General features: G+C 68.3%; 19 protein-coding genes, 1 tRNA gene, 2 pseudogenes and 1 riboswitch. Of the genes and pseudogenes, 11 read left to right on the forward strand and 11 right to left on the reverse strand.

Translation table 11 applies throughout. The annotated features are described in order from the left end of the window. Positions 1-20: 20 nt before the first annotated feature. Positions 21-431, reverse strand: coding sequence for a DUF1810 domain-containing protein (locus tag LOKHON_RS03990; protein WP_017927690.1), 411 nt, complete (start codon positions 429-431; stop codon positions 21-23). Beyond that, positions 428-1,408: a DNA topoisomerase IB gene (locus LOKHON_RS03995; RefSeq protein WP_017927689.1), complete on the reverse strand. Its 981-nt coding sequence runs from the start codon at positions 1,406-1,408 to the stop codon at positions 428-430. The genes LOKHON_RS03990 and LOKHON_RS03995 overlap by 4 nt, the downstream gene beginning before the upstream one ends. A gap of 174 nt (positions 1,409-1,582) precedes the next feature. On the opposite strand from LOKHON_RS03995, the gene ade reads away from it, so the two are divergent. The 5 genes and pseudogenes from ade (at position 1,583) to LOKHON_RS16295 (ending at position 6,695) form a co-directional block, all read left to right on the forward strand. Continuing rightward, positions 1,583-3,382, forward strand: a complete 1,800-nt coding sequence (ade, locus tag LOKHON_RS04000; RefSeq protein WP_017927688.1) for an adenine deaminase — start codon at positions 1,583-1,585, stop codon at positions 3,380-3,382. 5 nt (positions 3,383-3,387) lie between these two features. Further along, positions 3,388-4,863 carry an AMP nucleosidase gene (locus LOKHON_RS04005; RefSeq protein WP_017927687.1) on the forward strand — a complete coding sequence of 492 codons (1,476 nt, stop codon included), beginning with the start codon at positions 3,388-3,390 and terminating at the stop codon, positions 4,861-4,863. 132 nt (positions 4,864-4,995) lie between these two features. Next, positions 4,996-5,286: an HU family DNA-binding protein gene (locus LOKHON_RS04010; protein WP_017927686.1), complete on the forward strand. Its 291-nt coding sequence runs from the start codon at positions 4,996-4,998 to the stop codon at positions 5,284-5,286. A gap of 107 nt (positions 5,287-5,393) precedes the next feature. Beyond that, positions 5,394-6,260: pseudogene (locus tag LOKHON_RS04015) on the forward strand (DMT family transporter); the annotation flags it as partial. A gap of 78 nt (positions 6,261-6,338) precedes the next feature. Beyond that, on the forward strand, positions 6,339-6,695 hold the full coding sequence (locus LOKHON_RS16295) for a PRC-barrel domain-containing protein (RefSeq protein ID WP_169333463.1): 357 nt from the start codon (positions 6,339-6,341) through the stop codon (positions 6,693-6,695). A 54-nt stretch (positions 6,696-6,749) separates the two neighbouring features. On the opposite strand, the gene LOKHON_RS04020 is transcribed toward LOKHON_RS16295, so the two are convergent. Further along, positions 6,750-7,388, reverse strand: coding sequence for a YdeI/OmpD-associated family protein (locus LOKHON_RS04020; RefSeq protein ID WP_017927684.1), 639 nt, complete (start codon positions 7,386-7,388; stop codon positions 6,750-6,752). A gap of 54 nt (positions 7,389-7,442) precedes the next feature. After that, complete coding sequence (gene aroC / locus LOKHON_RS04025) at positions 7,443-8,543, reverse strand: chorismate synthase (protein ID WP_017927683.1); 1,101 nt, start codon at positions 8,541-8,543, stop codon at positions 7,443-7,445. A 93-nt stretch (positions 8,544-8,636) separates the two neighbouring features. After that, positions 8,637-8,735, forward strand: a riboswitch (TPP riboswitch). Positions 8,736-8,770: 35 nt separating this feature from the next. Here aroC and LOKHON_RS04030 point away from each other — a divergent pair. The 3 genes from LOKHON_RS04030 to LOKHON_RS04040 are packed head-to-tail and all read left to right on the forward strand — an operon-like array spanning position 8,771 to position 11,950. Beyond that, a complete protein-coding gene (locus tag LOKHON_RS04030; protein WP_017927682.1) occupies positions 8,771-9,757 on the forward strand; it encodes a thiamine ABC transporter substrate-binding protein in 987 nt (328 codons plus the stop codon). A 5-nt stretch (positions 9,758-9,762) separates the two neighbouring features. After that, complete coding sequence (locus tag LOKHON_RS04035; protein ID WP_017927681.1) at positions 9,763-11,268, forward strand: thiamine/thiamine pyrophosphate ABC transporter permease ThiP; 1,506 nt, start codon at positions 9,763-9,765, stop codon at positions 11,266-11,268. Beyond that, a complete protein-coding gene (locus LOKHON_RS04040; protein ID WP_017927680.1) occupies positions 11,255-11,950 on the forward strand; it encodes a thiamine ABC transporter ATP-binding protein in 696 nt (231 codons plus the stop codon). Before LOKHON_RS04035 ends, LOKHON_RS04040 begins: the two co-directional genes overlap by 14 nt. A 205-nt stretch (positions 11,951-12,155) precedes the next feature. Here LOKHON_RS04040 and LOKHON_RS04045 read toward each other — a convergent pair whose 3' ends face one another. The 3 genes from LOKHON_RS04045 to petA are packed head-to-tail and all read right to left on the reverse strand — an operon-like array spanning position 12,156 to position 14,931. Continuing rightward, the gene (locus LOKHON_RS04045; RefSeq protein WP_017927679.1) at positions 12,156-13,001 is read right to left on the reverse strand and encodes a cytochrome c1; all 846 of its coding nucleotides are present in this window, start codon (positions 12,999-13,001) and stop codon (positions 12,156-12,158) included. A 14-nt stretch (positions 13,002-13,015) separates the two neighbouring features. Continuing rightward, positions 13,016-14,359, reverse strand: coding sequence for a cytochrome b (locus tag LOKHON_RS04050; protein WP_017927678.1), 1,344 nt, complete (start codon positions 14,357-14,359; stop codon positions 13,016-13,018). 11 nt (positions 14,360-14,370) lie between these two features. Beyond that, complete coding sequence (gene petA / locus LOKHON_RS04055; protein ID WP_017927677.1) at positions 14,371-14,931, reverse strand: ubiquinol-cytochrome c reductase iron-sulfur subunit; 561 nt, start codon at positions 14,929-14,931, stop codon at positions 14,371-14,373. A 321-nt stretch (positions 14,932-15,252) separates the two neighbouring features. On the opposite strand from petA, the gene LOKHON_RS04060 reads away from it, so the two are divergent. Further along, a complete protein-coding gene (locus LOKHON_RS04060) occupies positions 15,253-15,900 on the forward strand; it encodes an outer membrane protein (protein ID WP_017927676.1) in 648 nt (215 codons plus the stop codon). Positions 15,901-15,903: 3 nt separating this feature from the next. On the opposite strand, the gene LOKHON_RS04065 is transcribed toward LOKHON_RS04060, so the two are convergent. From LOKHON_RS04065 to dapF, 3 genes and pseudogenes are all read right to left on the reverse strand, one after another. After that, positions 15,904-16,512, reverse strand: a complete 609-nt coding sequence (locus LOKHON_RS04065) for a glutathione S-transferase (protein WP_017927675.1) — start codon at positions 16,510-16,512, stop codon at positions 15,904-15,906. 208 nt (positions 16,513-16,720) lie between these two features. Then, on the reverse strand, positions 16,721-17,983 hold the full coding sequence (mtaB, locus tag LOKHON_RS04070) for a tRNA (N(6)-L-threonylcarbamoyladenosine(37)-C(2))-methylthiotransferase MtaB (RefSeq protein WP_017927674.1): 1,263 nt from the start codon (positions 17,981-17,983) through the stop codon (positions 16,721-16,723). Then, positions 17,983-18,713, reverse strand: a pseudogene (gene dapF, locus LOKHON_RS04075) (diaminopimelate epimerase). Before dapF ends, mtaB begins: the two are co-directional and overlap by 1 nt. Here dapF and LOKHON_RS16430 point away from each other — a divergent pair. Together LOKHON_RS16430 and LOKHON_RS04080 are read left to right on the forward strand one after the other, a co-directional pair. Continuing rightward, on the forward strand, positions 18,606-18,848 hold the full coding sequence (locus tag LOKHON_RS16430) for a hypothetical protein (RefSeq protein WP_245631430.1): 243 nt from the start codon (positions 18,606-18,608) through the stop codon (positions 18,846-18,848). The pseudogene dapF and the gene LOKHON_RS16430 overlap by 108 nt on opposite strands. A 47-nt stretch (positions 18,849-18,895) precedes the next feature. Further along, positions 18,896-18,971: transfer RNA gene (locus LOKHON_RS04080), tRNA-Lys, on the forward strand. A gap of 173 nt (positions 18,972-19,144) precedes the next feature. On the opposite strand, the gene LOKHON_RS04085 is transcribed toward LOKHON_RS04080, so the two are convergent. Further along, positions 19,145-20,137, reverse strand: a complete 993-nt coding sequence (locus tag LOKHON_RS04085) for a PAS domain-containing sensor histidine kinase (RefSeq protein WP_245631428.1) — start codon at positions 20,135-20,137, stop codon at positions 19,145-19,147. Positions 20,138-20,241: the final 104 nt, after the last annotated feature.

Here is a 20,241-nt window from a genome sequence, read left to right on the forward strand (position 1 = left end):
GATATGTGCCCGATGCGGCGCTAGCGGTCCAGCAGGGCGAGGGTGCGCGCGTCCGGGCCGTCATAGAAGGCGTCGAGGATTTTCGAGAAGACCGGGTCGGTGCCGGGCTGCGCGGCAAAGAGCGTGGCGCTGCTGCGCAGTTTCAGCGCGTCGATGCCACCGAGGATCTCCTCGGGCGCGCGGTCGCGATGGGCGAGCATGGCGCGGCTGATCTCGACGAGGCGCGGTCCGAGGACGGGATGGGCGAGATAGGCGCGTGCCTCTTGGGCGTCCGCGATGCCGTAATGCTGCGCCATGGGCGAGCGGCCAAGGCCGCGCAGTTGCGGCCAGACATACCACATCCAGTGGCTGCGCTTTCGCCCCGTCTCGATCTCGGAGAGAGCGGTGGCGTAGCTGTCCTTCTGCGCGTTGACGAAGCGATCGAGGCTCATGACAGTAGCCTCAGCAACGCGCGCTCGGCCTGCCGCAGCCCGGCGGTTTCGGGCAGGTCGTCGAGCAACGCGGCGCGGTCCCTGGCATCCGCCTCGTGCAGCGCGATCACGCGGGGGTGGATGTAGCTGTTGCGCGCGATGGTGGGCGTGTTGTGCAGCCGTTCGGCGGCGGCCTCGCTCATGCTCTTGATGGTCAGCTCCTCCTCGCGCAGCGCGCAGGACAGCGCCGCCTCCGAGCCCGCCCATGTGCGGAAGGTCTTGGCGGTGATGTGGTCCGAGCCGGTGATCTCGGCGAGCCGGTCGTTGACCTGCCCGGAGGAGACGCCGCGCGGCGTGCCGTCCTCGTCGATCCAGCCGATCAGCTCCTTTCCGGGCAGGTCGTGCAACTGCCCCAGCACCTTCATCAGCGATTTGTCCTTCAGCCTGCGGTTCACCTGCTTGTTGCCCTTGGCCCTGTAGCGCAGCCGCATCTCGTCACCGGTGAGCCGGATGTGCCGCCCCGTCAGGGTGGTGGCGCCATAGGTGCGGTTCTCGGCGGCGTATTCGGGGTTGCCGACGCGGATCGACACCCGGTCGATCAGCGCCAGCACGGCGGCGATGGCGAAATCGAGCTCGCCCGCCTCGCCCGACAGGTCGCGGCGGATGCGGCGGCGGATCGCGGGCAGGGCCGCACCGAATTCGGCGAGATGGTCGAACTTGTGCGCCTCGCGCCAGGCGCGCCAGTCGGGGTGGTAGCGGTACTGCTTGCGGGTGCGGGCGTCGAGACCGGTGGCCTGCAGGTGGCCATGCGGCGCGGGGCAGATCCAGACCTTTTCATAGGCGGGCGGCACGGCCAGCGCCTCGATCCGCCGCCGTTCGGGGCCGCGCGCGATGGTGGTGCCGTCGGGCGCGGTATAGGTAAAGCCGCGCCCGCGGCGGCGGCGGGTGATGCCGGGTTCGGAATCGGGATAATAGACGAGGCTGGCGGGGGGCGGCATAGCGGATCTCCTCGGTCTTCGAAACGCGCATCGGCCCCGCGCCGTTCCCGGGCGAGGTGTCGCGGCCATGGCTGCGCCCTGTTTCACCATTCCGCAAATACGCAGGGCGCGGCGCCGACGCCATGCGGCGGGGCGGGGGTTGCGGCGCTTCGCCGGTTGGTATGAAATCCGAAAATGGAACATGCCTTCAGACCCTGGGCCGAGGTTGCCCCCCGTCTCGTCGCCGTGGCCGCGGGCCGCGACGCCGCCGATCTCGTGATCCGCGGCGGGCGTCTGGTGAACGTGCAGAGCCGCGAGATCCTCGATGGCTGGGAGGTGGCGGTGGCCGAGGGGCGGTTCGCCTATGTCGGCCCCGATGCCAGCCATTGCATCGGCGAGGGCACCGAGGTTGTCGACGCCGGCGACCGCTACCTGATCCCCGGCCTGATCGACGCGCATATGCATATTGAGAGCGGCATGCTCACCCCGGCCGAATTCGCCGCCGCCGTGATCCCGCACGGCACCACGACGATGTTCACCGACCCGCACGAGATCGCCAACGTGCTCGGGCTCGACGGCGTGCGGATGATGCATGACGAGGCGTTGATGCAGCCGGTGAACATCTTCACCCAGATGCCGTCCTGCGCGCCCTCCGCGCCGGGGCTTGAGACGACGGGTCACGAGATTTCTCCCGAGGACGTGGCCGAGGCGATGCAATGGCCCGGCATCGTCGGCCTTGGCGAGATGATGAATTATCCCGGCGTCGTCGCGGGCGATCCCAAGATGCTGGCCGAGATCGCGGCCACCATGCGCGCGGGCAAGACCGTGGGCGGGCATTACGCCAGCCCCGATCGCGGCGTGCCGTTCCACGCCTATGTGGCGGGCGGCCCGGCGGATGACCACGAGGGCACGCGCGAAAGCGATGCGATCGACCGGGTGCGGCAGGGCATGCGCTCGATGCTGCGGCTGGGCTCGGCGTGGTACGACGTCGAAAGCCAGATCACCGCCGTCACCGAAAAGGGGCTCGATCCGCGCAACTTCGTGCTGTGCACCGATGACTGCCATTCCGGCACGCTGGTGAATGACGGCCACATGGACCGGGTGGTGCGCCACGCCATCGACTGCGGCTGCGACCCGGTGGTGGCGCTGCAGATGGCGACGATCAACTCGGCCACGCATTTCGGCATGGAGCGCGAGCTGGGTTCCATCGCGCCGGGGCGGCGCGCCGACGTGATCCTGACATCCGACCTGAAGACCCTGCCGATCGAGACGGTCTTCGCGCGGGGCCAGCTTGTGGCCGAAAACGGTGATCTGCGTGTTACATGCCCGCATTACGACTGGCCCGAACGCGCACGGCAGACCGTGCATCTGGGTCGGGAGCTGGTGGCACATGATTTCCGCGTCGCAGCGCCCGAGGGCGCGAAGGAGATCCGGGCGAAGGTGATCGGCGTGGTCGAGAACCAGGCGCCGACACGGGCGCTCATCCGCGCGCTTCCCGTAGAGGATGGCGCGGTGATGCCCGCGGACGGCGTGGCGCGGATCGCGCTGGTGGAGCGGCATCGCGGCACCGGCGGCGTGACCAACGGCTTTGTCGAGGGGTTCGGCTATGAGGGGCACATGGCGATCGCCTCCACGGTCGCGCATGACAGCCACCACATGATCGTGGTCGGCACCGACGCCGAGATGATGGCGGCGGCGGCGAACCGGCTGGGCGAGGTCGGCGGCGGTGTTTCGGTCTGGCGCGACGGGGCCGAGCGGGCGCTGGTGCGGCTGCCGATCGCGGGGCTGATGTCGGACGCACCGGCGCGTGACGTCGCGGCGGCCGCCGATGGCATGGTCGCGGCGATGCGCGAGGCTGGCTGCACGCTCAACAACGCCTACATGCAGCATTCGCTGCTCGCGCTCGTGGTGATCCCCGAGCTGCGCATCTCGGATCTGGGGCTGGTGGATGTCAGCCGGTTCGAGATCACGACACTTTTCGAGGGACAGGACTGAACCAGATGGAAAAGACGCTGAGACTCCAGACGCCGCCGGTCCCCGCGGCCGAAGCCTTCACCGACCCGGAGGCGGCGCTGGCGCGGCTCAAGGAGATCTACGACACCGCCTCGCGCTTCTTGTGCGAGAAATTCACCGAAACGCTGGGTGGCGGTGTGCCCGAGGCGCGGTTTCGCGCCTTCTACCCCGAGATCCGCTTTTCGACCGCGACCTTCGCGCTGGCCGACAGCCGGTTGAGCTTTGGCCATGTGGCGGGGCCGGGCACCTATTCGACGACCGTGACGCGGCCGGGGCTGTTCGGCAATTACCTGATGCAGCAGATGCGGCTTTTGATCGAGAACCACGGCGTGCCGGTGGTGATCGGCGCGTCGGAGACGCCGATGCCGGTGCATTTCGCGGTGGCCAATGACCCGTCGGTGACGGTGCCGCAGGACGGGGCGATGGAGTTCCACCTGCGCGACGTGTTCGACGTGCCGGATCTTGCGACCACGCATGACGACATCGTCAATGGCAACGGCTTCACCTATCCCGACGGGGCGATGCCGCTTGCGCCCTTCACGGCGCAGCGGATCGATTATTCGCTGGCGCGGCTGGCGCATTACACCGCGACCGACCCGACGCATTTTCAGAACCACGTGCTGTTCACCAACTACCAGTTCTACGTCGAGGAATTCGAGGCCTATGCCCGGCACGTGCTGGCCGATCCCGACAGCGGCTACACCGCCTTCGTCGGCCCGAACAACCAGGTGATCACCGACCCCGAGGGCGCGATGCACGTGCCCGCCAAGATGCCGCAGATGCCGACCTATCACCTGAAGCGGGCGAACGGGCAGGGGATCACGCTGGTCAATATCGGCGTCGGCCCCTCCAACGCCAAGACCGCGACCGACCACATCGCGGTGCTGCGCCCGCATGCCTGGCTGATGGTCGGGCACTGCGCCGGGCTGCGCAACAGCCAGCGGCTCGGGGATTTCGTGCTGGCGCATGGCTATCTGCGCGAGGACCACGTGCTCGACGACGACCTGCCGGTCTGGGTGCCGATCCCGGCGCTGGCCGAAATCCAGATCGCGCTCGAGGACGCGGTGGAGCAGGTCACCGAGCTGGAGGGCTACGAGCTCAAGCGGATCATGCGGACGGGCACCGTGGCGACGATCGACAACCGCAACTGGGAGTTGCGCGACCAGTCGGGCCCGGTGCAGCGGCTTTCGCAGTCGCGCGCGGTGGCGCTCGACATGGAGAGCGCGACGATCGCGGCCAACGGGTTCCGGTTCCGGGTGCCCTACGGCACGCTTTTGTGCGTCTCGGACAAGCCGCTGCATGGCGAGCTGAAGCTGCCGGGCATGGCATCGGATTTCTACAAGACGCAGGTGGCGCGCCACCTGATGATCGGGATCCGGGCGATGGAGCGGCTGCGCGAGATGCCGCTGGAGCGCATTCACAGCCGCAAGCTGCGTAGCTTCGAGGAGACGGCCTTTCTCTGAATTCCGCCGATACCGTAAGGAAATAGCGGTTTTTGCTTGCAATGATGCTGTTTTCATTGTGGGTCTAGGCAACACGCCGTCCCAAGCGGCGCAGGAATACGCCCCAAGCGGGCTGTGGTAAGGAGACCTGGAATGGCCAAACCGATGACCAAGGCGCAGCTCGTCAGCGCCATCGCCGACGAGACCGGCGGCGACAAGAAGACCGCCGGCGCCCATCTGGACGCGCTGGTCGCCATCATCACCCGCGAAGTGTCGCAAGGCGGCGCCGTGACCCTGCCGAATGTCGGCAAGATCTATTGCCGCGAGCGCCCCGAGCGCATGGTCCGCAACCCCGCGACGGGCGAGCAGATCAAGAAGGACGCCGACAAGGTGGTCAAGATGACCATCGCCAAGGCGCTCAAGGACAGCGTCAACGAGGAGTGACGCCGCCGCGGGCCGCGCTCTTGCGGTTCGGACGATTTGCGGAAAGGGTCGCCCCGGAGGGGCGGCCCTTTTCGTTTGCGCCCTCTGATTGCATGCGGAGGCTGTCGATGGATGTCAGGTCACTGGGGCTCGGTCTCGCCTTCGCGCTGATGTGGTCCTCGGCCTTCACCTCGGCGCGGGTGGTGGTGGCCCATGCGCCGCCGCTCACGGCGCTGACGCTGCGCTTCGTGGTGTCCGGGGCCATCGCCATTTCCATCGCGCTGGCGCTGCGGCAGACGGCGCGGCTCAGCCCTGCGCAGTGGCGCGGCGTGGTGATCTTCGGCCTGTGCCAGAACGCGCTCTATCTGGGGCTGAACTTCGTGGCGATGCAGTGGATCGGCGCCTCGGTCGCCTCGATCATCGCCTCGACCATGCCGCTTCTGGTGGCGCTGATCGGCTGGGCGCTGCTGCGCGACCGGCTGCCGCCGGTGGCGGCGGCGGGGCTCGTGGCGGGGTTCGCGGGCGTGGCGATCATCATGGGCGGCCGGATGGCGGGCGGGCTCGATCTCGTGGCGGTGGCGCTCTGCGCGGTGGCGGCGCTGGCGCTGGCGACGGCCACGCTGGCGGTGCGCGGCGCGGCCTCGGGCGGCAACCTGATGATGGTGGTCGGGCTGCAGATGCTGGTCGGGGCGGCGGCGCTGGCGCTGCCGGCGCTGGCGCTGGAGACATGGGCGGTCGACTGGTCATGGCCGCTCATCGTGGCCTTCGCCTATACCGTTCTGGTGCCCGGCGTGCTGGCGACGCTGGTGTGGTTCGTGCTGGTCGAACGGATCGGCGCGGTGAAGGCGGCGACCTTCCATTTCCTCAACCCGGTCTTCGGTGTCGTCATCGCCGCCGTGCTTTTGGGCGAAACCTTGGGCGGCACCGATGCGCTCGGCGTCGCCGTGGTGGCGGCGGGCATCCTCGCGGTGCAGCGCGCGCGCAAGCCAGCGGCGAAAGATGGCCGAGCGATGCAGCCGGTGGAACAGCCGGGCGGGGCTGCTGGTTTTGCTCCCACAGCACAGGAGGACATCATGTTCGACTACAGCGACAGTCACAGCACGATCTCGTCCGACCGCGTCAACGGCACCGAGGTCTATGGCAAGGGCGGCGAGAAGGTCGGCCATATCGACCACCTCGTCATCGACAAGAGATCCGGCAAGATCACCTACGCGGTGATGGGCTTTGGCGGGTTTCTCGGCATGGGCGAAGAGCATCACCCGATCCCCTGGGCCAAGCTCGATTACGACACCGGGCTCAATGGCTACCGCACCGACATCACCGAGGAGCAGCTCAGGGGCGCGCCCGAGCGGCCTGAGCGCTGGTACGAGGACCGGCGCTGGGAGGAGGCGGCCTATGCCCATTACGGCGCGCCCTATTACTGGATCTGAAACACGCGTCGCGAGCCGGGGCGCTGCGGAGGTGGCCCCGACTCTATCCGGCTTCTAGCGCTCTTGCGCGCCCTTGCCCGCGAGGATCCTGCCGCGAAATCTCTCGATGCGCGCGATCCGCGTTTCGGGTTTCTTGGCGGAGGCGAGAGCGATCACGTAGCTTTTCCGTCGCCCCGGCGTCAGGTCGGAAAACGCCCCGGCCAGCTCCGGGTCCGCGTCGATCGCCGCACGCAGCTCCTCGGGCAGCTCCAGATCGTCCTGCACCTTGGGAGGGCGTGTTCCAAGCTCGGCATGGCGCATCGCCTCTGCCAGATAGGCGCGGATGACCGGCTCCATCCCGGCGACCTCTGCGCTGCTCCGCAATCGGATCATGTCAGGATGGCGGGTGTTCGGCCCGTTGCGCTCGAGCACCTTTTCGGGATCGCTCAGAAGCGCCGGGTTGAAGAAGCCGAGCCGGATTTCCGCGCGCAGCGCCCCGAGAAGCGCGATGTTGCGACCGGCATGCATGTAGCACGGATGCGCCCATTTCACGGTTTCGACCAACCCCATGTCGAGACAGATCCGACGCAAGTCGCGCAACCCCGCCTGCCATCGCAGGGCCGCGCAATCGGGCGTGTCGAAGCGGGCGCAGCGTCCGCACCCCTTGGAAAAGAAGTCCTCGATATCGGTGATCATCACGGCGCTGGCCCCCATGCGGCACGCCCCGAGCCTAGCAGCTTGGTGGCGCGGGGCCAGCGGCGCGACGCCTCAGCCGATGGTGCCGCGCTTGCTCCCGGTCTGGCCGCGGTCGAGCAGGTAATGGTCGAGCAGCACGCAGGCCATCATCGCCTCGGCCACCGGCACCGCGCGGATGCCGACGCAAGGATCGTGGCGGCCCTTGGTGACCACCTCGGTCGCGCTGCCGTCGAGCTTGATCGAGCGGCGGGGTAACAGGATCGAGGAGGTCGGCTTCACCGCGAAGCGCAGCACCACATCCTGCCCCGAGCTGATCCCGCCCAAGACCCCGCCCGCGTGGTTCGAGCCGTATTCCGGCCCGTTCGGCCCCATGAAGATCTCGTCGGCATTGTCGCGGCCCGTCAGCGCCGCCGCCGCCATGCCCTCGCCGATCTCGACGCCCTTCACGGCGTTGATCGACATCATCGCCGCCGCGAGATCGGTGTCGAGCTTGCCGTAGACCGGCGCGCCGAGGCCCGCGGGCACGCCCGAGGCCGTGACCTCGATCATCGCGCCGACGGAGTTGTGATCCTTGCGCAGCGCGTCGAGATAATCGGACCATTCGGCGGCGGCGGTCGCGTCCGGGCACCAGAAGTCGTTGCGCGCGACCTCGTCCATGTTGATCCGGGTGCGGTCGATCTTCTTCTCACCCATCTGCACCATGTAACCGGTGATCTTCAGATCCGGCAGCAGCGCGGAGAGCGCCGCGCGCGCCACGCCGCCCGCCGCGACACGCGCCGCCGTCTCGCGTGCGCTCGACCGGCCGCCGCCGCGATAATCGCGCAGACCGTATTTCAGGTGGTAGGCGATGTCGGCATGGCCGGGGCGGAAGGTTTCGGCGATGTCGCCGTAATCCTTGGAGCGCTGGTCGGTGTTGCGGATCATCAGCTGGATCGGCGTGCCGGTCGATCTGCCCTCGAACACGCCCGACAGGATCTCCACCGCGTCGGGCTCGCGCCTTTGCGTGGTGTGCTTGTTCTGTCCGGGGCGGCGCTTGTCGAGCCAGACCTGCAGGGCCTCCTCGGTGATCTCCACCCCCGGCGGGCAGCCATCGACCGTGGCGCCGAGCGCGGGCCCGTGGCTTTCGCCCCATGTGGTGACGCGGAACAGGTGGCCGAAGCTGTTGAGGGACATGGGCGCTCTCCTTGTGGCGGGGCCGGTGTAGCGCGGGGCGCGCGCCGGGGAAAGGGCGGGGGGCTTGCGCGCGGCCCGCGATGGCGTAGTGTCGCGCCCACCTCGGGGGGCCACTGGCTGAGATGCGCGTCGCGCGGACCCGTTGAACCTGAACCGGATCACACCGGCGGAGGGAAGGTACGGGACACATGCTCCTCCTTGCTCTTCGCCCGCATTGGAGGACGACTATGACCCATCGCCTGCCTGCGGGTCTCGCTCTTGCGCTTCTGGCCAGCCCGGCCCTCGCGCAGGACCGGACCCTCACCGTCTATGCGCCCGATTACTTCGCCTCCGAATGGGGGCCCGGCCCCGTGATCAAGCAGGTCTTCGAGGAAAACTGCGGTTGCACGCTCGAGTACCAGACCGGCGACCTGCTGCCGCGGCTTTTGCTCGAAGGGACGCGCAGCGAGGCTGATGTCGCGATCGGCTTCGATTCGACCGAGATGAAGAAGGCGCGCGAAACCGGGCTGTTCGCCCCGCATGGCGTCGAGACCGCCGATCTCACATTGCCGATCGACTGGCAGGACGAGGTGTTCCTGCCCTTCGACTGGTCCTATCTCGCCTTTGTCTACGACAACGAGGCACTGAACGACGTGCCGACCAGCTTCGAGGCGCTGGTCAGCGCGCCCGACGATCTGCGCATCGCGATCCAGGATCCGCGCAGCTCGGTGTCGGGCTTGTCGCTGGTGCTCTGGGCCGATCAGGTGTTCGGCGACGAGGCCGAGGCCAAATGGGCCGAGCTTGCGCCCAAGATCACCACCGTCACGCCGGGCTGGTCGGAATCCTACGGGCTGTTCACCGAAGGCGAGGTCGACATGGTGCTGAGCTACACCACCTCGCCTGCCTACCATTCGATCGCGGAGGGCGATCACAGCGTGTCGGCGGCGATCTTCGAGGAAGGGCACTACATGACGATCGAGCTGGCGGCGCAGCTGGTGGGGACCGATGATTCTGATCTCGCGCAGGAGTTCATGCGCTTCGTGACGAGCCCGGCCTTCCAGTCGCTGATCCCGACCTCGAACTGGTCCTATCCGGCGGCGCTGCCCGAAAGCGACTGGCCAGAGGGGTTCCGCGAGATCGCCATGCCCGAAAAGGCGATCTGGCTGCCCGAGGACGCCGCCGCCGCCAAGCGCGCGCCCGCCATAGAGGCGTGGCGGCAGGGGCTGTCGCAATAGTCGCGATGGCACGGTGGCCCGGCGGGATCGCCGCCGGGCTGGTGCTGGCGCTGACGCTGGGCACGCTCGGCGCGGTGGCGTGGCGCGCGGGCTTCGCGCTGCGGCTCGGCCCTGCGGATCTCTCGGCGATCTGGTTCACCACCTGGCAGGCGGCGCTGTCGGCGGCTCTTTCGGTGGCCTTCGCCGTGCCGGTGGCGCGCGCGCTGGCGCGGCGGCGCTTTGCCGGGCGCGGCGCGCTGGTGACGCTTCTGGGCGCGCCTTTCATCCTGCCGGTGATCGTCGCGGTGATCGGGCTGATCGGCGTGTTCGGACGCGGCGGGCTGCTCAACGACGCGCTGGGCCTCGCGGGGCTCGGCCCGGTGTCGGTCTATGGCTGGCACGGGGTGGTGCTGGCGCATGTCTTCTTCAACCTGCCGCTGGCGGTGCGGCTGATCCTGCAGGGCTGGATCGCGATTCCCGCCGAGCGGTTCCGGCTCGCCGCGTCGCTCGGCGCGCCTGTCGGGCGGCTTCTGGAGTGGCCGATGCTGCGCGCCGTGGCGCCCGGCGCCTTTGCCGTCATCTTCCTGATCTGTCTGACCAGCTTTGCCGTGGCGCTGACGCTTGGCGGCGGGCCGCGCGCCACGACGGTGGAGCTGGCGATCTACCAGTCGCTGAGGTTCGATTTCGATCTTGGCCGGGCGTCGGTGCTGGCGATGGTGCAGTTCGGCCTGTGCGCCGCCGCCGCGCTGATGGTGCAGGCGGCGGGTGCGCCGGAGACGCTCGGGGCCGGGCTCGACCGGGTGGTCGAGCGGTTCGAGACGGGCGGCCGCTGGCGCGATGCGGGCGCCGTGGGGCTGGCGGCGCTGTTTCTCATGGCGCCGCTGGCGATGATCGTGGCGCGCGGCGTGCCTGGGCTGCTCGATCTGCCGGGCGGGCTCTGGGCCGCCGCGCTGCGCTCGGTCTCGGTGGCGCTGGGGGCGACGGCGTTGACACTTGTGCTGACGCTGGCGCTGGTCTTGCGCGATGGCACATTGGCGCGGCTGTCGGCGCTGTTGCCGCTGGCCGCCTCCAGTCTCGTCATGGGGACGGGGCTGTTCATCGTGCTGTATCCGCTGGCCTCGCCGCGTGATCTGGCGCTGCCGGTGACGGCGCTGGCCAACGCGGCGATGGCATTGCCCTTTGCCGCGCGGGTGCTGGGACCGGCGGTGGCGCAGGCCGAGGCCGCGCATGGGCGCCTTGCGACATCGCTGGGGTTGCGGGGCTGGGCGCGGCTGCGCTGGCTGATCCTGCCACGCATCCGGCGGCCCATGGGCTTTGCCGCCGGGCTGACGGCGGCGCTGTCGATGGGCGATCTGGGCGTGATCGCGCTGTTCGCGGGCGATGGCGAGGCAACGCTGCCGCTCCTGATGGTGCGGCTGATGTCGGCCTACCGGATGGAGCAGGCCGCGGGGGTGGCGCTGGTGCTGCTGGCGCTCAGCCTCGCGCTGTTCTGGATCTTCGACAGGGGAGGGCGCGCCGATGCTGCGGCTTGAGGGGCTGGAAATCCGGCAGGGCGATTTCGCGCTCGATGCCGACTGGGCGCTGGCCGACGGATCGGTCTGCGCCGTCATGGGGCCTTCGGGCGGCGGCAAGTCGACGCTGCTCGCCGCGATCGCGGGGTTTCTCGCGCCGCGGGCGGGGCGGGTGTCTTGGGACGGGCGCGACCTGACCGCGCTGCCGCCCGCCGCGCGGCCGATCTCGATCCTGTTTCAGGACAACAACCTGTTCCCGCACCTGACGGTGGAGCGCAATCTCGCGCTCGGGATCGATCCGAAAGGTCGGCTCGACGCGGCGCGGCGACGCGAAATCGAGGCGGTGCTCGACCGGGTGGGTCTGCACGCCATGGGCGCGCGCAGGCCGGCCGCGCTGTCGGGCGGGCAGCAAAGCCGCGCGGCGCTGGCGCGGGTGCTGTTGATGGACCGGCCCCTCGTGCTTCTGGACGAGCCCTTTGCCGCGCTGGGGCCGGGGCTCAGGATGGAGATGCTCGACCTCGCGCGCGAGGTGCTGGCGGGGGAGGGGCGGACGCTCATGATGGTGAGCCACGCCCCCGAGGACGCCGCGCGCATTGCCAGCGACATCGTCCTGGTGGATGCGGGCCGCGCCGCGGCGCCCGCCCCCGCCGGACCATTGCTGGAGACCCCGCCGCCCGCGCTCAGGGCCTATCTGGGCCGCTAGGGGCGCCAGTGGGCGCGTTCCGGCCTGTCGGCGCGCGCGTCCCGGGCCGGTCGTCATGCGTATTTTCGGAATGGTGAAGAGGGGAGGGCGCGTTTGGCCTTCACCGCTCCTCAAATACGCAGATGCCGCCGCGCCGGGCCGGAGGGGCGCATGAAAAAAGGGCGCCCCGGTTGGGACGCCCTTTCTCGGTGTCATGGACCGGCGATCACTCGTCGCGCTGGCCATGCTTCACGCGGTGCCAGACCCGCTTGTTGGTCAGGTAGAGCAGCACGGCGAGCAGGCCGAGAAACAGCACGCCGGTGAAGCCGGCCTGCTTGCGGGCCATCATCTTGGGCTCGGCGGTCCACATCATGAAGGCGGTCACGTCCTTGGCCTCCTCCTCGATGCTGGTCTCGTGGCCATCCTCGTAGACCACGTCGTCGCCCAGAAGCGGCGGCGGCATGGAGATCCAGGAGCCGGGCACCTCGTGATGGCCGTGCTCGTCGATGCATTCCTCGGGATAGCCACCGGTGCCGAAGGCGACGTTGTAGTAGCCCGGGAAGTCCTCGGGGGCGCAGGCAGGCGCCTCTTCGTAGCCGGTCAGCAGCGAAGCGATGTATTCCGGGCCGCCCATGCCCTTGAACAGCTGGTTCATCCCCGAGCCGTAGGGCCCGTGGAAGCCCGCGCGCGACTTGGCCATCAGCGACAGGTCGGGCGCCTCGGGCAGCGCGCTTTGCGGGAACTTGTCCGCCGGGGTGGCCGGGCGGAAATCGTCGAGCTCCTCGTCGAAGGTCTCGAACTGCGCGGCATAGGCGCGGACCTGATCCTCGGGCAGGTTGGGGCCGCCCTCGTCCGACAGGGTGCGGTAGGAGACGTATTGCAGCCCGTGACAGGCGGCGCAGATCTCGGTGTAGACCTGCAGGCCGCGCTGCAGCTGCATTTCGTCGAAGGCCCCGAAGGGGCCCTCGTAGGGGAAGTCGTAATCGGTGATCTGGACTTCGGTTTCGGCGGCCATGGCGGTGCCGGCGAGGCCCATCGCCGCGGCTGCGGCAAGCGTGACGGTTCTCAGCATGTGTCTTGCCTTTCTCACTCGGCCGGCTTGACGGCGGTATGGGTGCCGCCGGTCTTGGGGTCGTAATGCGCGTTGAAGTCGTCTTCGATCGTCGCCGGCATCGGCAGCGGCTTCTCGATCACGCCCAGAAGCGGCAGGATCACCAGGAAATAGGCGAACCAGTAGGCGGCGCCGATCAGCGAGATGTAGGGATAGATCCCCTCGGCGGGCATCGCGCCGACCCACATCAGGACGATGAAGTCGACCACCAGCAGGGCGAACCACCACTTGAACATCGGGCGATAGCGGCCCGAGCGGACCGACGAGGTGTCGAGCCACGGCGCGAGCGCGATCACCGCGATGGCGCCGAACATGGCGATCACGCCGAAGAACTTCGCGTCGATGATGCCGAAGCTGATCCAGTTGGCGAACATCACGACCCAGACGTCGGCGGTGAAGGCGCGCAGGATCGCGTAGAAGGGCAGGAAGTACCATTCGGGCACGATATGCGCCGGCGTCGCGAGCGGGTTCGCCTCGATGTAGTTGTCGGGGTGACCCAGATAGTTCGGCATGAAGCCGACGATCGCGAAGAACACCATCAGGATGATCGCGAGCGCGAACAGGTCCTTGAGCACGAAATAGGGCCAGAAGGGCAGGGTGTCGCGCTTGGCCTCTTCCTTCGAGCCGCGGCGCACCTCGACCCCGGTGGGGTTGTTGTTGCCGGTCGAGTGGAAGGCCCAGATGTGCACGATGGTGAGGCCCGCGATGATGAAGGGCATCAGGTAGTGCAGCGAGAAGAAGCGGTTCAGCGCGGGCTGGCCGACGGCCGAGGCGCCCAGGAGCCAGGTCTGGATCGCTTCGCCGACGAAGGGCACGGCGCCGAACAGGCCGGTGATCACGGCGGTGCCGTGGAACGACATCTGGCCCCAGGGCAGCACGTAGCCCATGAAGGCGGAGCCCATCATCAGCAGGTACATCAGGATGCCGATGATCCAGGTCACCTCGCGGGGCGACTTGTACGAGCCGTAATAGAGGCCGCGGAAGATATGCGCATAGACCGCCACGAAGAACAGCGAGGCGCCATTGGCATGCATGTAGCGCAGCATGAAGCCGCCATTCACGTCGCGCATGATGTGCTCGACGCTGGCGAAGGCCATGTCGACATGCGGCGTGTAATGCATCACCAGCACGATGCCGGTGACGATCTGCAGCGCCAGCGTGAAGGTCAGGACGATGCCCCAGATCCACATCCAGTTGAGGTTCTTGGGCGTCGGGATCATCAGCGTGTCATAGAGCAGGCCGAGGACCGGCAGGCGGTTGTTGAGCCAGCGCTCGCCGCCCGTCTTGGGTTCGTAGTGATCGTGCGGAATACCGGACATCAGAGGTCTCCTCAGCCGAGCTTGATGGTCGTCTCGTCGACGAATTCGGCGACGGGGATGGGCAGGTTGCGCGGCGCGGGGCCTTTGCGGATGCGGCCCGCGGTGTCGTAATGCGACCCGTGGCAGGGGCAGAACCAGCCGCCGAAATCACCCTGTTCGCCCAAGGGCACGCAGCCCAGATGGGTGCACACGCCCATCTGCACGAGCCAGACGCCCTGTTCGTCGAGCGCGCGGTTCGCGTCGGTGGCGGGGGCGGCGTCGGCGATGTTCTCGTTCTGCGCGACCGGGTCGGGCAACGAGGCGATGTCGACCCCGCGGGCCTCCTCGATCTCGGCCTCGGTGCGGGCGCGGATGAAGACCGGCTTGCCCTGCCACAGCACGGTGAGCTGGGTGCCCGGCTGCACGCCCGAGACGTCGACCCGGATCGAGGCGAGGGCCAGCACGTCGGCCGAGGGGTTCATCTGGTTGACCAGCGGCCAGACGGCGGCGCCGGCCACGACGGCCCCCGCCCCGGCGGTGGCATAGTAGAGAAAATCGCGGCGGGTGCCCTGATGATCGTCTGCGTGTGACACGGGGGGTGATCTCCGGTATGGCTGGGGCGGCGTCGCCCGGACGGCAAAAGACCGCGGGCCGTGACCCGCTTGGCGTTTTGGCGCTGTTTAGCCATCAATCCCGCGCCCGTCCAGCGGACAATACCGCGCAGCCGGAGGCATCTAGGACGTGCGGGCCGGTCCGGCAAGGGGGGGACGCGGCCTGCCGCGTTGCGAGGATGTGACAACGCGGATGTGAATTCGCGTTGCGTTGGAGTTTGGCGCTGTCGATCCTAGAATCGGGTGATAATGGCGCGTGTCTGCCGCTACCCTCTGCCCATGCCTGTCCGAAAGCCCAGCCCGATGTTCCGCCTTGCCGCTCCCCTGCTCATGATCCTTGCCCCCGCCCTCGTCCACGCCGAGGTCGAGCTGAGCTTTTACGGCGGGGTGCAGGGCGCGCCACATTCGGGCGTCGAGGTCGACCGGCCCGGCGCCGCGAACGACCGCGATTTCACCGCCGGCTGGGAGGGCAATTCCTTTGATGCGCCGCCCTATTACGGCCTGCGCGCGACCTGGTGGCGCGAGGACAATCTCGGTTTCGGCGTCGATCTCAATCACGCCAAGGTCTATTCCGACGATTCGACACGCGCCGAGCAGGGTCTCGACACTCTGGAATTCACCGACGGGCTCAACATCCTGACGCTGAACGCCTATCGCCGCTTTCCCGAGGCCGCCTACGGTCTCACGCCCTATGTCGGCGGCGGTCTGGGCATCGCGGCGCCGCGGGTCGAATACGACGACGGCGAAGGCCGCACCGACGAGTACCAGATCACCGGCCCGGCGGTCGCGCTGATGGCCGGGGCGAGCTATGCGGTGACCGACAGCGTGTCGGTGTTCGGCGAGTACAAGGGCACCTATTCCCAGAACGAGGCCGATCTCGTCGGCGGCGGCACGCTGGAATCGGATATCGTGACCAACGCGCTCAATCTCGGCGTCAGCTTCAACTTCTGACCCTCAGGGGGCGGGCGGCGCGGTGGCGGTCATGCTGTCGCGCGCCGCGAAGCGTTCGGCCCAGCGTGCCAGCTGCGGCCGTGCCGCGCGCCAATCGCGCCCGCCATGGCGCAGGTCGAGATAGTCCAGCGCGCAGCCGACCGCGATCTGGCCCATGTCGACATGGCCTTCGAGATGGCTGATCCAGCGCGCCTCGATCGCGTCGAGCGCCCGCTCGACCTTGCGCCACTGGCCCTCGACCCATGCTTCGGACCGCGCCGCCTCGTCGCGCACCCGGTGCTCCATCACCATGGCGAGCGCGGCGTCCATGATTCCGTCGGCTGTCGCCTCGAGCGTCAGCACTTCCCAGATCCGGGCCTCGGGATAGAGCCGCCCGCCGGCGCGGGCGTCGAGATAGCGGGTGATGACCCGGCTGTCATAAAGCGCGGGGCCGTCATCGCGCACCAGCGCCGGGATCTTGCCCAGCGGGTTGGCGTGCATCACCTCCGCCGGATCGCCCAGCGGGTTGGTCGCGGCGGCAACCTCCGTCACCTGATCGGCCTGACCGGTTTCATGCAGCACCACCCGGACCTTGCGGGCAAAGGGCGAGGCGGGCGAGGTGAGAAGTTTCATGTGGAACACTCCGGCTGATCCGGCGCAGTCAACCAGCGGGCGCGTGGCGGCGCAAGGGCGATGCTTCGAGCCGCGCACCGGCAGAAGCCGGGGTGTTTGCGTATTTTTGGAATGGTGAAAGGGCAGCGCGGCGCTCCAATTCACCATTCCGCAAATACGCATGGCGCCCGGCTGCGACCGGGCGCCCCGTCCGAAGCTCGGAGCCGTTTCAGGCCGCGACCAGCCGCGCGCCCGAGACGCCGGTGATCGCGGCCTCGACGATCCGCCCCTCGGGTCGGTCGGTGGTGAAATCGACCTCGGCGAAATGCTCTGTCCGGCCCATGCGCGGGCTTTCCATCAGCACGCGGTGGGTTTGCCCGACCTGCGCCGCAAGATGCGCCTGCGCCGCCCGCTCACCCGCCGCCCGAAGCCGCGCGGCGCGCGCCTTGATCGCCGGGCCCTTCACCTGCGGCATCTTCGCGGCCGGGGTGCCGGGGCGGGGCGAATAAGGAAACACGTGCAGCCATGTCAGGTGGCAATCCTCGACCAGCCTGAGCGAGTTTTCGAACATCGCCTCGGTTTCGGTCGGAAAGCCCGCGATGATGTCGGCGCCGAAGGTCATGTCGGGCCGCAGCCGTCGCGCCTCTTCGGTGAAGGCGATCGCGTCGTCACGCAGGTGGCGGCGCTTCATCCGTTTGAGGATCAGGTCGTCGCCATGCTGGAGGCTCAGATGCAGATGCGGCATCAGGCGTGGCTCGGTCGCGATCGCCTGCATCAGGTTCTCGTCCACCTCGATCGAATCGATCGAGGAAATCCGCAGCCGTTTCAGGTCGGGGACGAGCTTGAGGATGCGCATGACGAGATCGCCGAGCCGCGGTGTCGCGGGCAGGTCGGCGCCCCACGAGGTCAGGTCGACACCGGTGAGCACGACCTCTTCATAGCCGCGATCGACCAGCCGCTTGATCTGCTCGACCACGACACCCGCGGGCACCGAGCGCGAATTGCCGCGCCCGTAGGGGATGATGCAGAAGGTGCAGCGATGATCGCAGCCGTTTTGCACCTGCACATAGGCGCGGCTGCGGCTGCCGAAGCCGTCGATCAGGTGCCCGGCGGTTTCGGTGACCGACATGATGTCGTCGACCTGCACCGGCTCGGTCGCGCCGATCAGGTCGGGCGCCATGCCTTTCCATGTCTCGGGCTGCATCTTCTCGGTGTTGCCGATCACCATGTCGACCTCGGCCATCTCCGAAAAGCGCGCAGGATCGGTCTGGGCTGCGCAGCCGGTGACGATGATCTTCGCGGACGGATTCTCGCGCCGCAGTCGGCGGATCTCCTGCCCGGCCTTGCGCACCGCCTCGGCGGTGACGGCGCAGGTGTTGACCACCACGGCGTCCTCGACGCCGGCGCTGGTCGCCAGCTCCTTCATCGCCTCGGTCTCGTAGGCGTTGAGCCGGCAGCCCATGGTGGCGAAGATCGGTGCTTTGCGGTCCATCAGAGCCTCCAGACTCCGTCGAAGACATGCGCGGTGGGGCCGGTCATCCAGACCCCGTCCTCGCGCCAGTCGATGTGAAGCGTGCCGCCATCGAGATCGATGGTGACGTGGCGGCCGGTCAGCCCGCGCCGCGCGGCGGCGACGGCCACGGCGCAGGAGGACGAGCCGGAGGCGAGGGTGTGCCCCGCGCCGCGCTCCCAGACCCGCATGCGAATCCGGTCCGGCCCGGTGATCTGCGCCACCTGCACGTTGGTGCGCTCGGGGTAAAGCGGATGATGCTCATGCGCGGGGCCGAAGGCGTCGAGATCGACGGCCTCGGCATCGGCGACGAAGAAGCTGCAATGCGGGTTGCCCATGCCGGTGGCGGTCGGCGCGCCCTCGATCGGCAGCGTCAGCGTGTCCATCTCGCGGGCGAGCGGGATCTCGTCCCAGGCCAGCTGCGGCTGGCCCATGTTGACCGAGACGAGCCCGTCTTCGGCCGCGCGCGCCGAAAGGCGGCCGCGCTCGGTGGTGATGCCGAGCGCCGTCTTGCCCGTGCGCGCCATCTCCCATGCCGCGATGCAGCGCGTGGCATTGCCGCAGGCCCCCCGATTTTCGAGCCGTCGGCATTCCAGAAGACAAGGTGAAGATCGGCGCCATCGGTGGCATGGATCGTCGCCAGCTGGTCGAAGCCTATGCCACGATGCCGGTCGGCGATGGCCCGCGCGAGGTCGGGGGTCACGTCGGCCACGGGGGCGCGCGCGTCGATGACGACGAAGTCGTTGCCAAGGCCGTGCATCTTCATGAACGGCAGGCCGGGAGGGGTGTTGTCCTGCATGGCGGGGCCAATAGCAAAGCCCGCGAACTTTATCCAGAAAAAGCGTAATTTTGCGGTTGACCCCCCCCGCCACTAACCGTAGATAGCCGCCCAGTGGGCCGTTAGCTCAGTTGGTAGAGCAACTGACTTTTAATCAGTGGGTCGCAGGTTCGAATCCTGCACGGCTCACCACTGATCACTCCAGGATCATCGATCGCGGATGGGGCAGGAGCGCATGCCTCCCCCTCCCGCGGCATCCTGCGCGCCCGAGGCGCGATGGCTGATCCATCCCCTGCCGCCGTCCTGCTGCCACCATCCGGCCCGCGGTCTTGCCGCGTTGCGGCGATGGGGCTGCCGCGCCGGGCCTAGCTGTCGAACCGCACCGTCACCGTCGTGCCGCCCGGACCGCTTTCGGTCGAGGGGCTGGCCCCGAGCTGGGCGGCAAAGGCGCGCACCAGCTGCTGGCCGATGCCGCTGTCGGACCGCGCCGCCGGGCCGAGACCGCAGCCGTCATCGCATACCGAAAGCTGCAACCGGCCATGGTCGAGCACGTCGAGCGCCACGATCACGCGGCCCGTGGTGCCGGGGGCGAAGGCGTATTTCAGGCTGTTGGTCACCAGCTCGTTGACGATGAGCCCCAGCGGCACCGCGATTCGCGTCGACAGCCGCACCGGGGCGATCCGCGCCTCGATCCCGATGCCGTCGCGGCCGATCGAGGAGGCGAGCCCCTCGACGATCTTGTCGAGGTAATCGCGCGAGCAGACGCTTTCGATCGAGCCGGACGCGTTGAGCCGTCGGTACAGGCTCGCCACCGCGTGGACCCGTGACCGGATCCGCCCGAGCGCCTCGCGCCCCTCTCCCTCGGCGCGGGCGCGCGATTCCATGGCGATGATCGACGAAATGGTACCGAGGCTGTTCATCACCCGGTGGTTCAGCTCGGCGAGCAGCTGCTGCGCCTCGGCCAGCGCCGCCTCCCGCTCGGCTTCGATGCGCTTGGTCTCGGTGATGTCGCGAAACACGATGGCAAAGCGCCCATGCGGTTCGATCGGCGTGGCGTAGACATCGAAATGCCGGCCCATGGCGGCCGATTCCTGTTGGAAGCGCCGCGATTCGCCCTGCAGCGCGATTCGGCCATAGGTTTCGATCCAGAACGGTTCGAGACCGGGCACCATGTCGAGCGCGGTGCGCCCCTGCGCGCCATAAAGGCCGGTCATCGCCTCGAATTGCGGGTTCATGCGAAGAAACCGGTAATCGACCGGCTGGCCCTCGGCATCGGTGATCATCTCGCATGTGCAAAAGCCATCGTCGAGAAAGCCGATGAACATGTCGACCTCCCGAGGCGACAGCTGCAACGGCATCTTCGTCACGGCGCGCGTCTCCCTCGTGCGGGCCATCCTTCCCCGGGGAGGCCCTGTGGATAAGAGGCTAGGCCGAATCGGGGCGCATGCGAAGCAAAGATCGC

The sequence above is a fragment of the Limimaricola hongkongensis DSM 17492 genome (genome assembly GCF_000600975.2).
Taxonomy (GTDB): domain Bacteria; phylum Pseudomonadota; class Alphaproteobacteria; order Rhodobacterales; family Rhodobacteraceae; genus Limimaricola; species Limimaricola hongkongensis.

What these genes read in the sequence shown, in the direction of transcription:
- LOKHON_RS03990 (WP_017927690.1), bottom strand. Translation starts at nt 431, where the DNA reads ATGAGCCTCGATCGCTTCGTCAACGCGCAGAAGGACAGCTACGCCACC.
- LOKHON_RS04035 (WP_017927681.1), top strand. Translation starts at nt 9,763, where the DNA reads ATGGCACGGTGGCCCGGCGGGATCGCCGCCGGGCTGGTGCTGGCGCTG.
- LOKHON_RS03995 (WP_017927689.1), bottom strand. Translation starts at nt 1,408, where the DNA reads ATGCCGCCCCCCGCCAGCCTCGTCTATTATCCCGATTCCGAACCCGGC.
- mtaB (WP_017927674.1), bottom strand. Translation starts at nt 17,983, where the DNA reads ATGGACCGCAAAGCACCGATCTTCGCCACCATGGGCTGCCGGCTCAAC.
- LOKHON_RS04020 (WP_017927684.1), bottom strand. Translation starts at nt 7,388, where the DNA reads ATGGGGGCCAGCGCCGTGATGATCACCGATATCGAGGACTTCTTTTCC.
- LOKHON_RS04045 (WP_017927679.1), bottom strand. Translation starts at nt 13,001, where the DNA reads ATGCTGAGAACCGTCACGCTTGCCGCAGCCGCGGCGATGGGCCTCGCC.
- LOKHON_RS04040 (WP_017927680.1), top strand. Translation starts at nt 11,255, where the DNA reads ATGCTGCGGCTTGAGGGGCTGGAAATCCGGCAGGGCGATTTCGCGCTC.
- LOKHON_RS16295 (WP_169333463.1), top strand. Translation starts at nt 6,339, where the DNA reads ATGTTCGACTACAGCGACAGTCACAGCACGATCTCGTCCGACCGCGTC.
- LOKHON_RS04085 (WP_245631428.1), bottom strand. Translation starts at nt 20,137, where the DNA reads ATGCCGTTGCAGCTGTCGCCTCGGGAGGTCGACATGTTCATCGGCTTT.
- LOKHON_RS04030 (WP_017927682.1), top strand. Translation starts at nt 8,771, where the DNA reads ATGACCCATCGCCTGCCTGCGGGTCTCGCTCTTGCGCTTCTGGCCAGC.
- aroC (WP_017927683.1), bottom strand. Translation starts at nt 8,543, where the DNA reads ATGTCCCTCAACAGCTTCGGCCACCTGTTCCGCGTCACCACATGGGGC.
- LOKHON_RS04050 (WP_017927678.1), bottom strand. Translation starts at nt 14,359, where the DNA reads ATGTCCGGTATTCCGCACGATCACTACGAACCCAAGACGGGCGGCGAG.
- LOKHON_RS04065 (WP_017927675.1), bottom strand. Translation starts at nt 16,512, where the DNA reads ATGAAACTTCTCACCTCGCCCGCCTCGCCCTTTGCCCGCAAGGTCCGG.
- ade (WP_017927688.1), top strand. Translation starts at nt 1,583, where the DNA reads ATGGAACATGCCTTCAGACCCTGGGCCGAGGTTGCCCCCCGTCTCGTC.
- LOKHON_RS04060 (WP_017927676.1), top strand. Translation starts at nt 15,253, where the DNA reads ATGTTCCGCCTTGCCGCTCCCCTGCTCATGATCCTTGCCCCCGCCCTC.
- LOKHON_RS04005 (WP_017927687.1), top strand. Translation starts at nt 3,388, where the DNA reads ATGGAAAAGACGCTGAGACTCCAGACGCCGCCGGTCCCCGCGGCCGAA.
- LOKHON_RS04010 (WP_017927686.1), top strand. Translation starts at nt 4,996, where the DNA reads ATGGCCAAACCGATGACCAAGGCGCAGCTCGTCAGCGCCATCGCCGAC.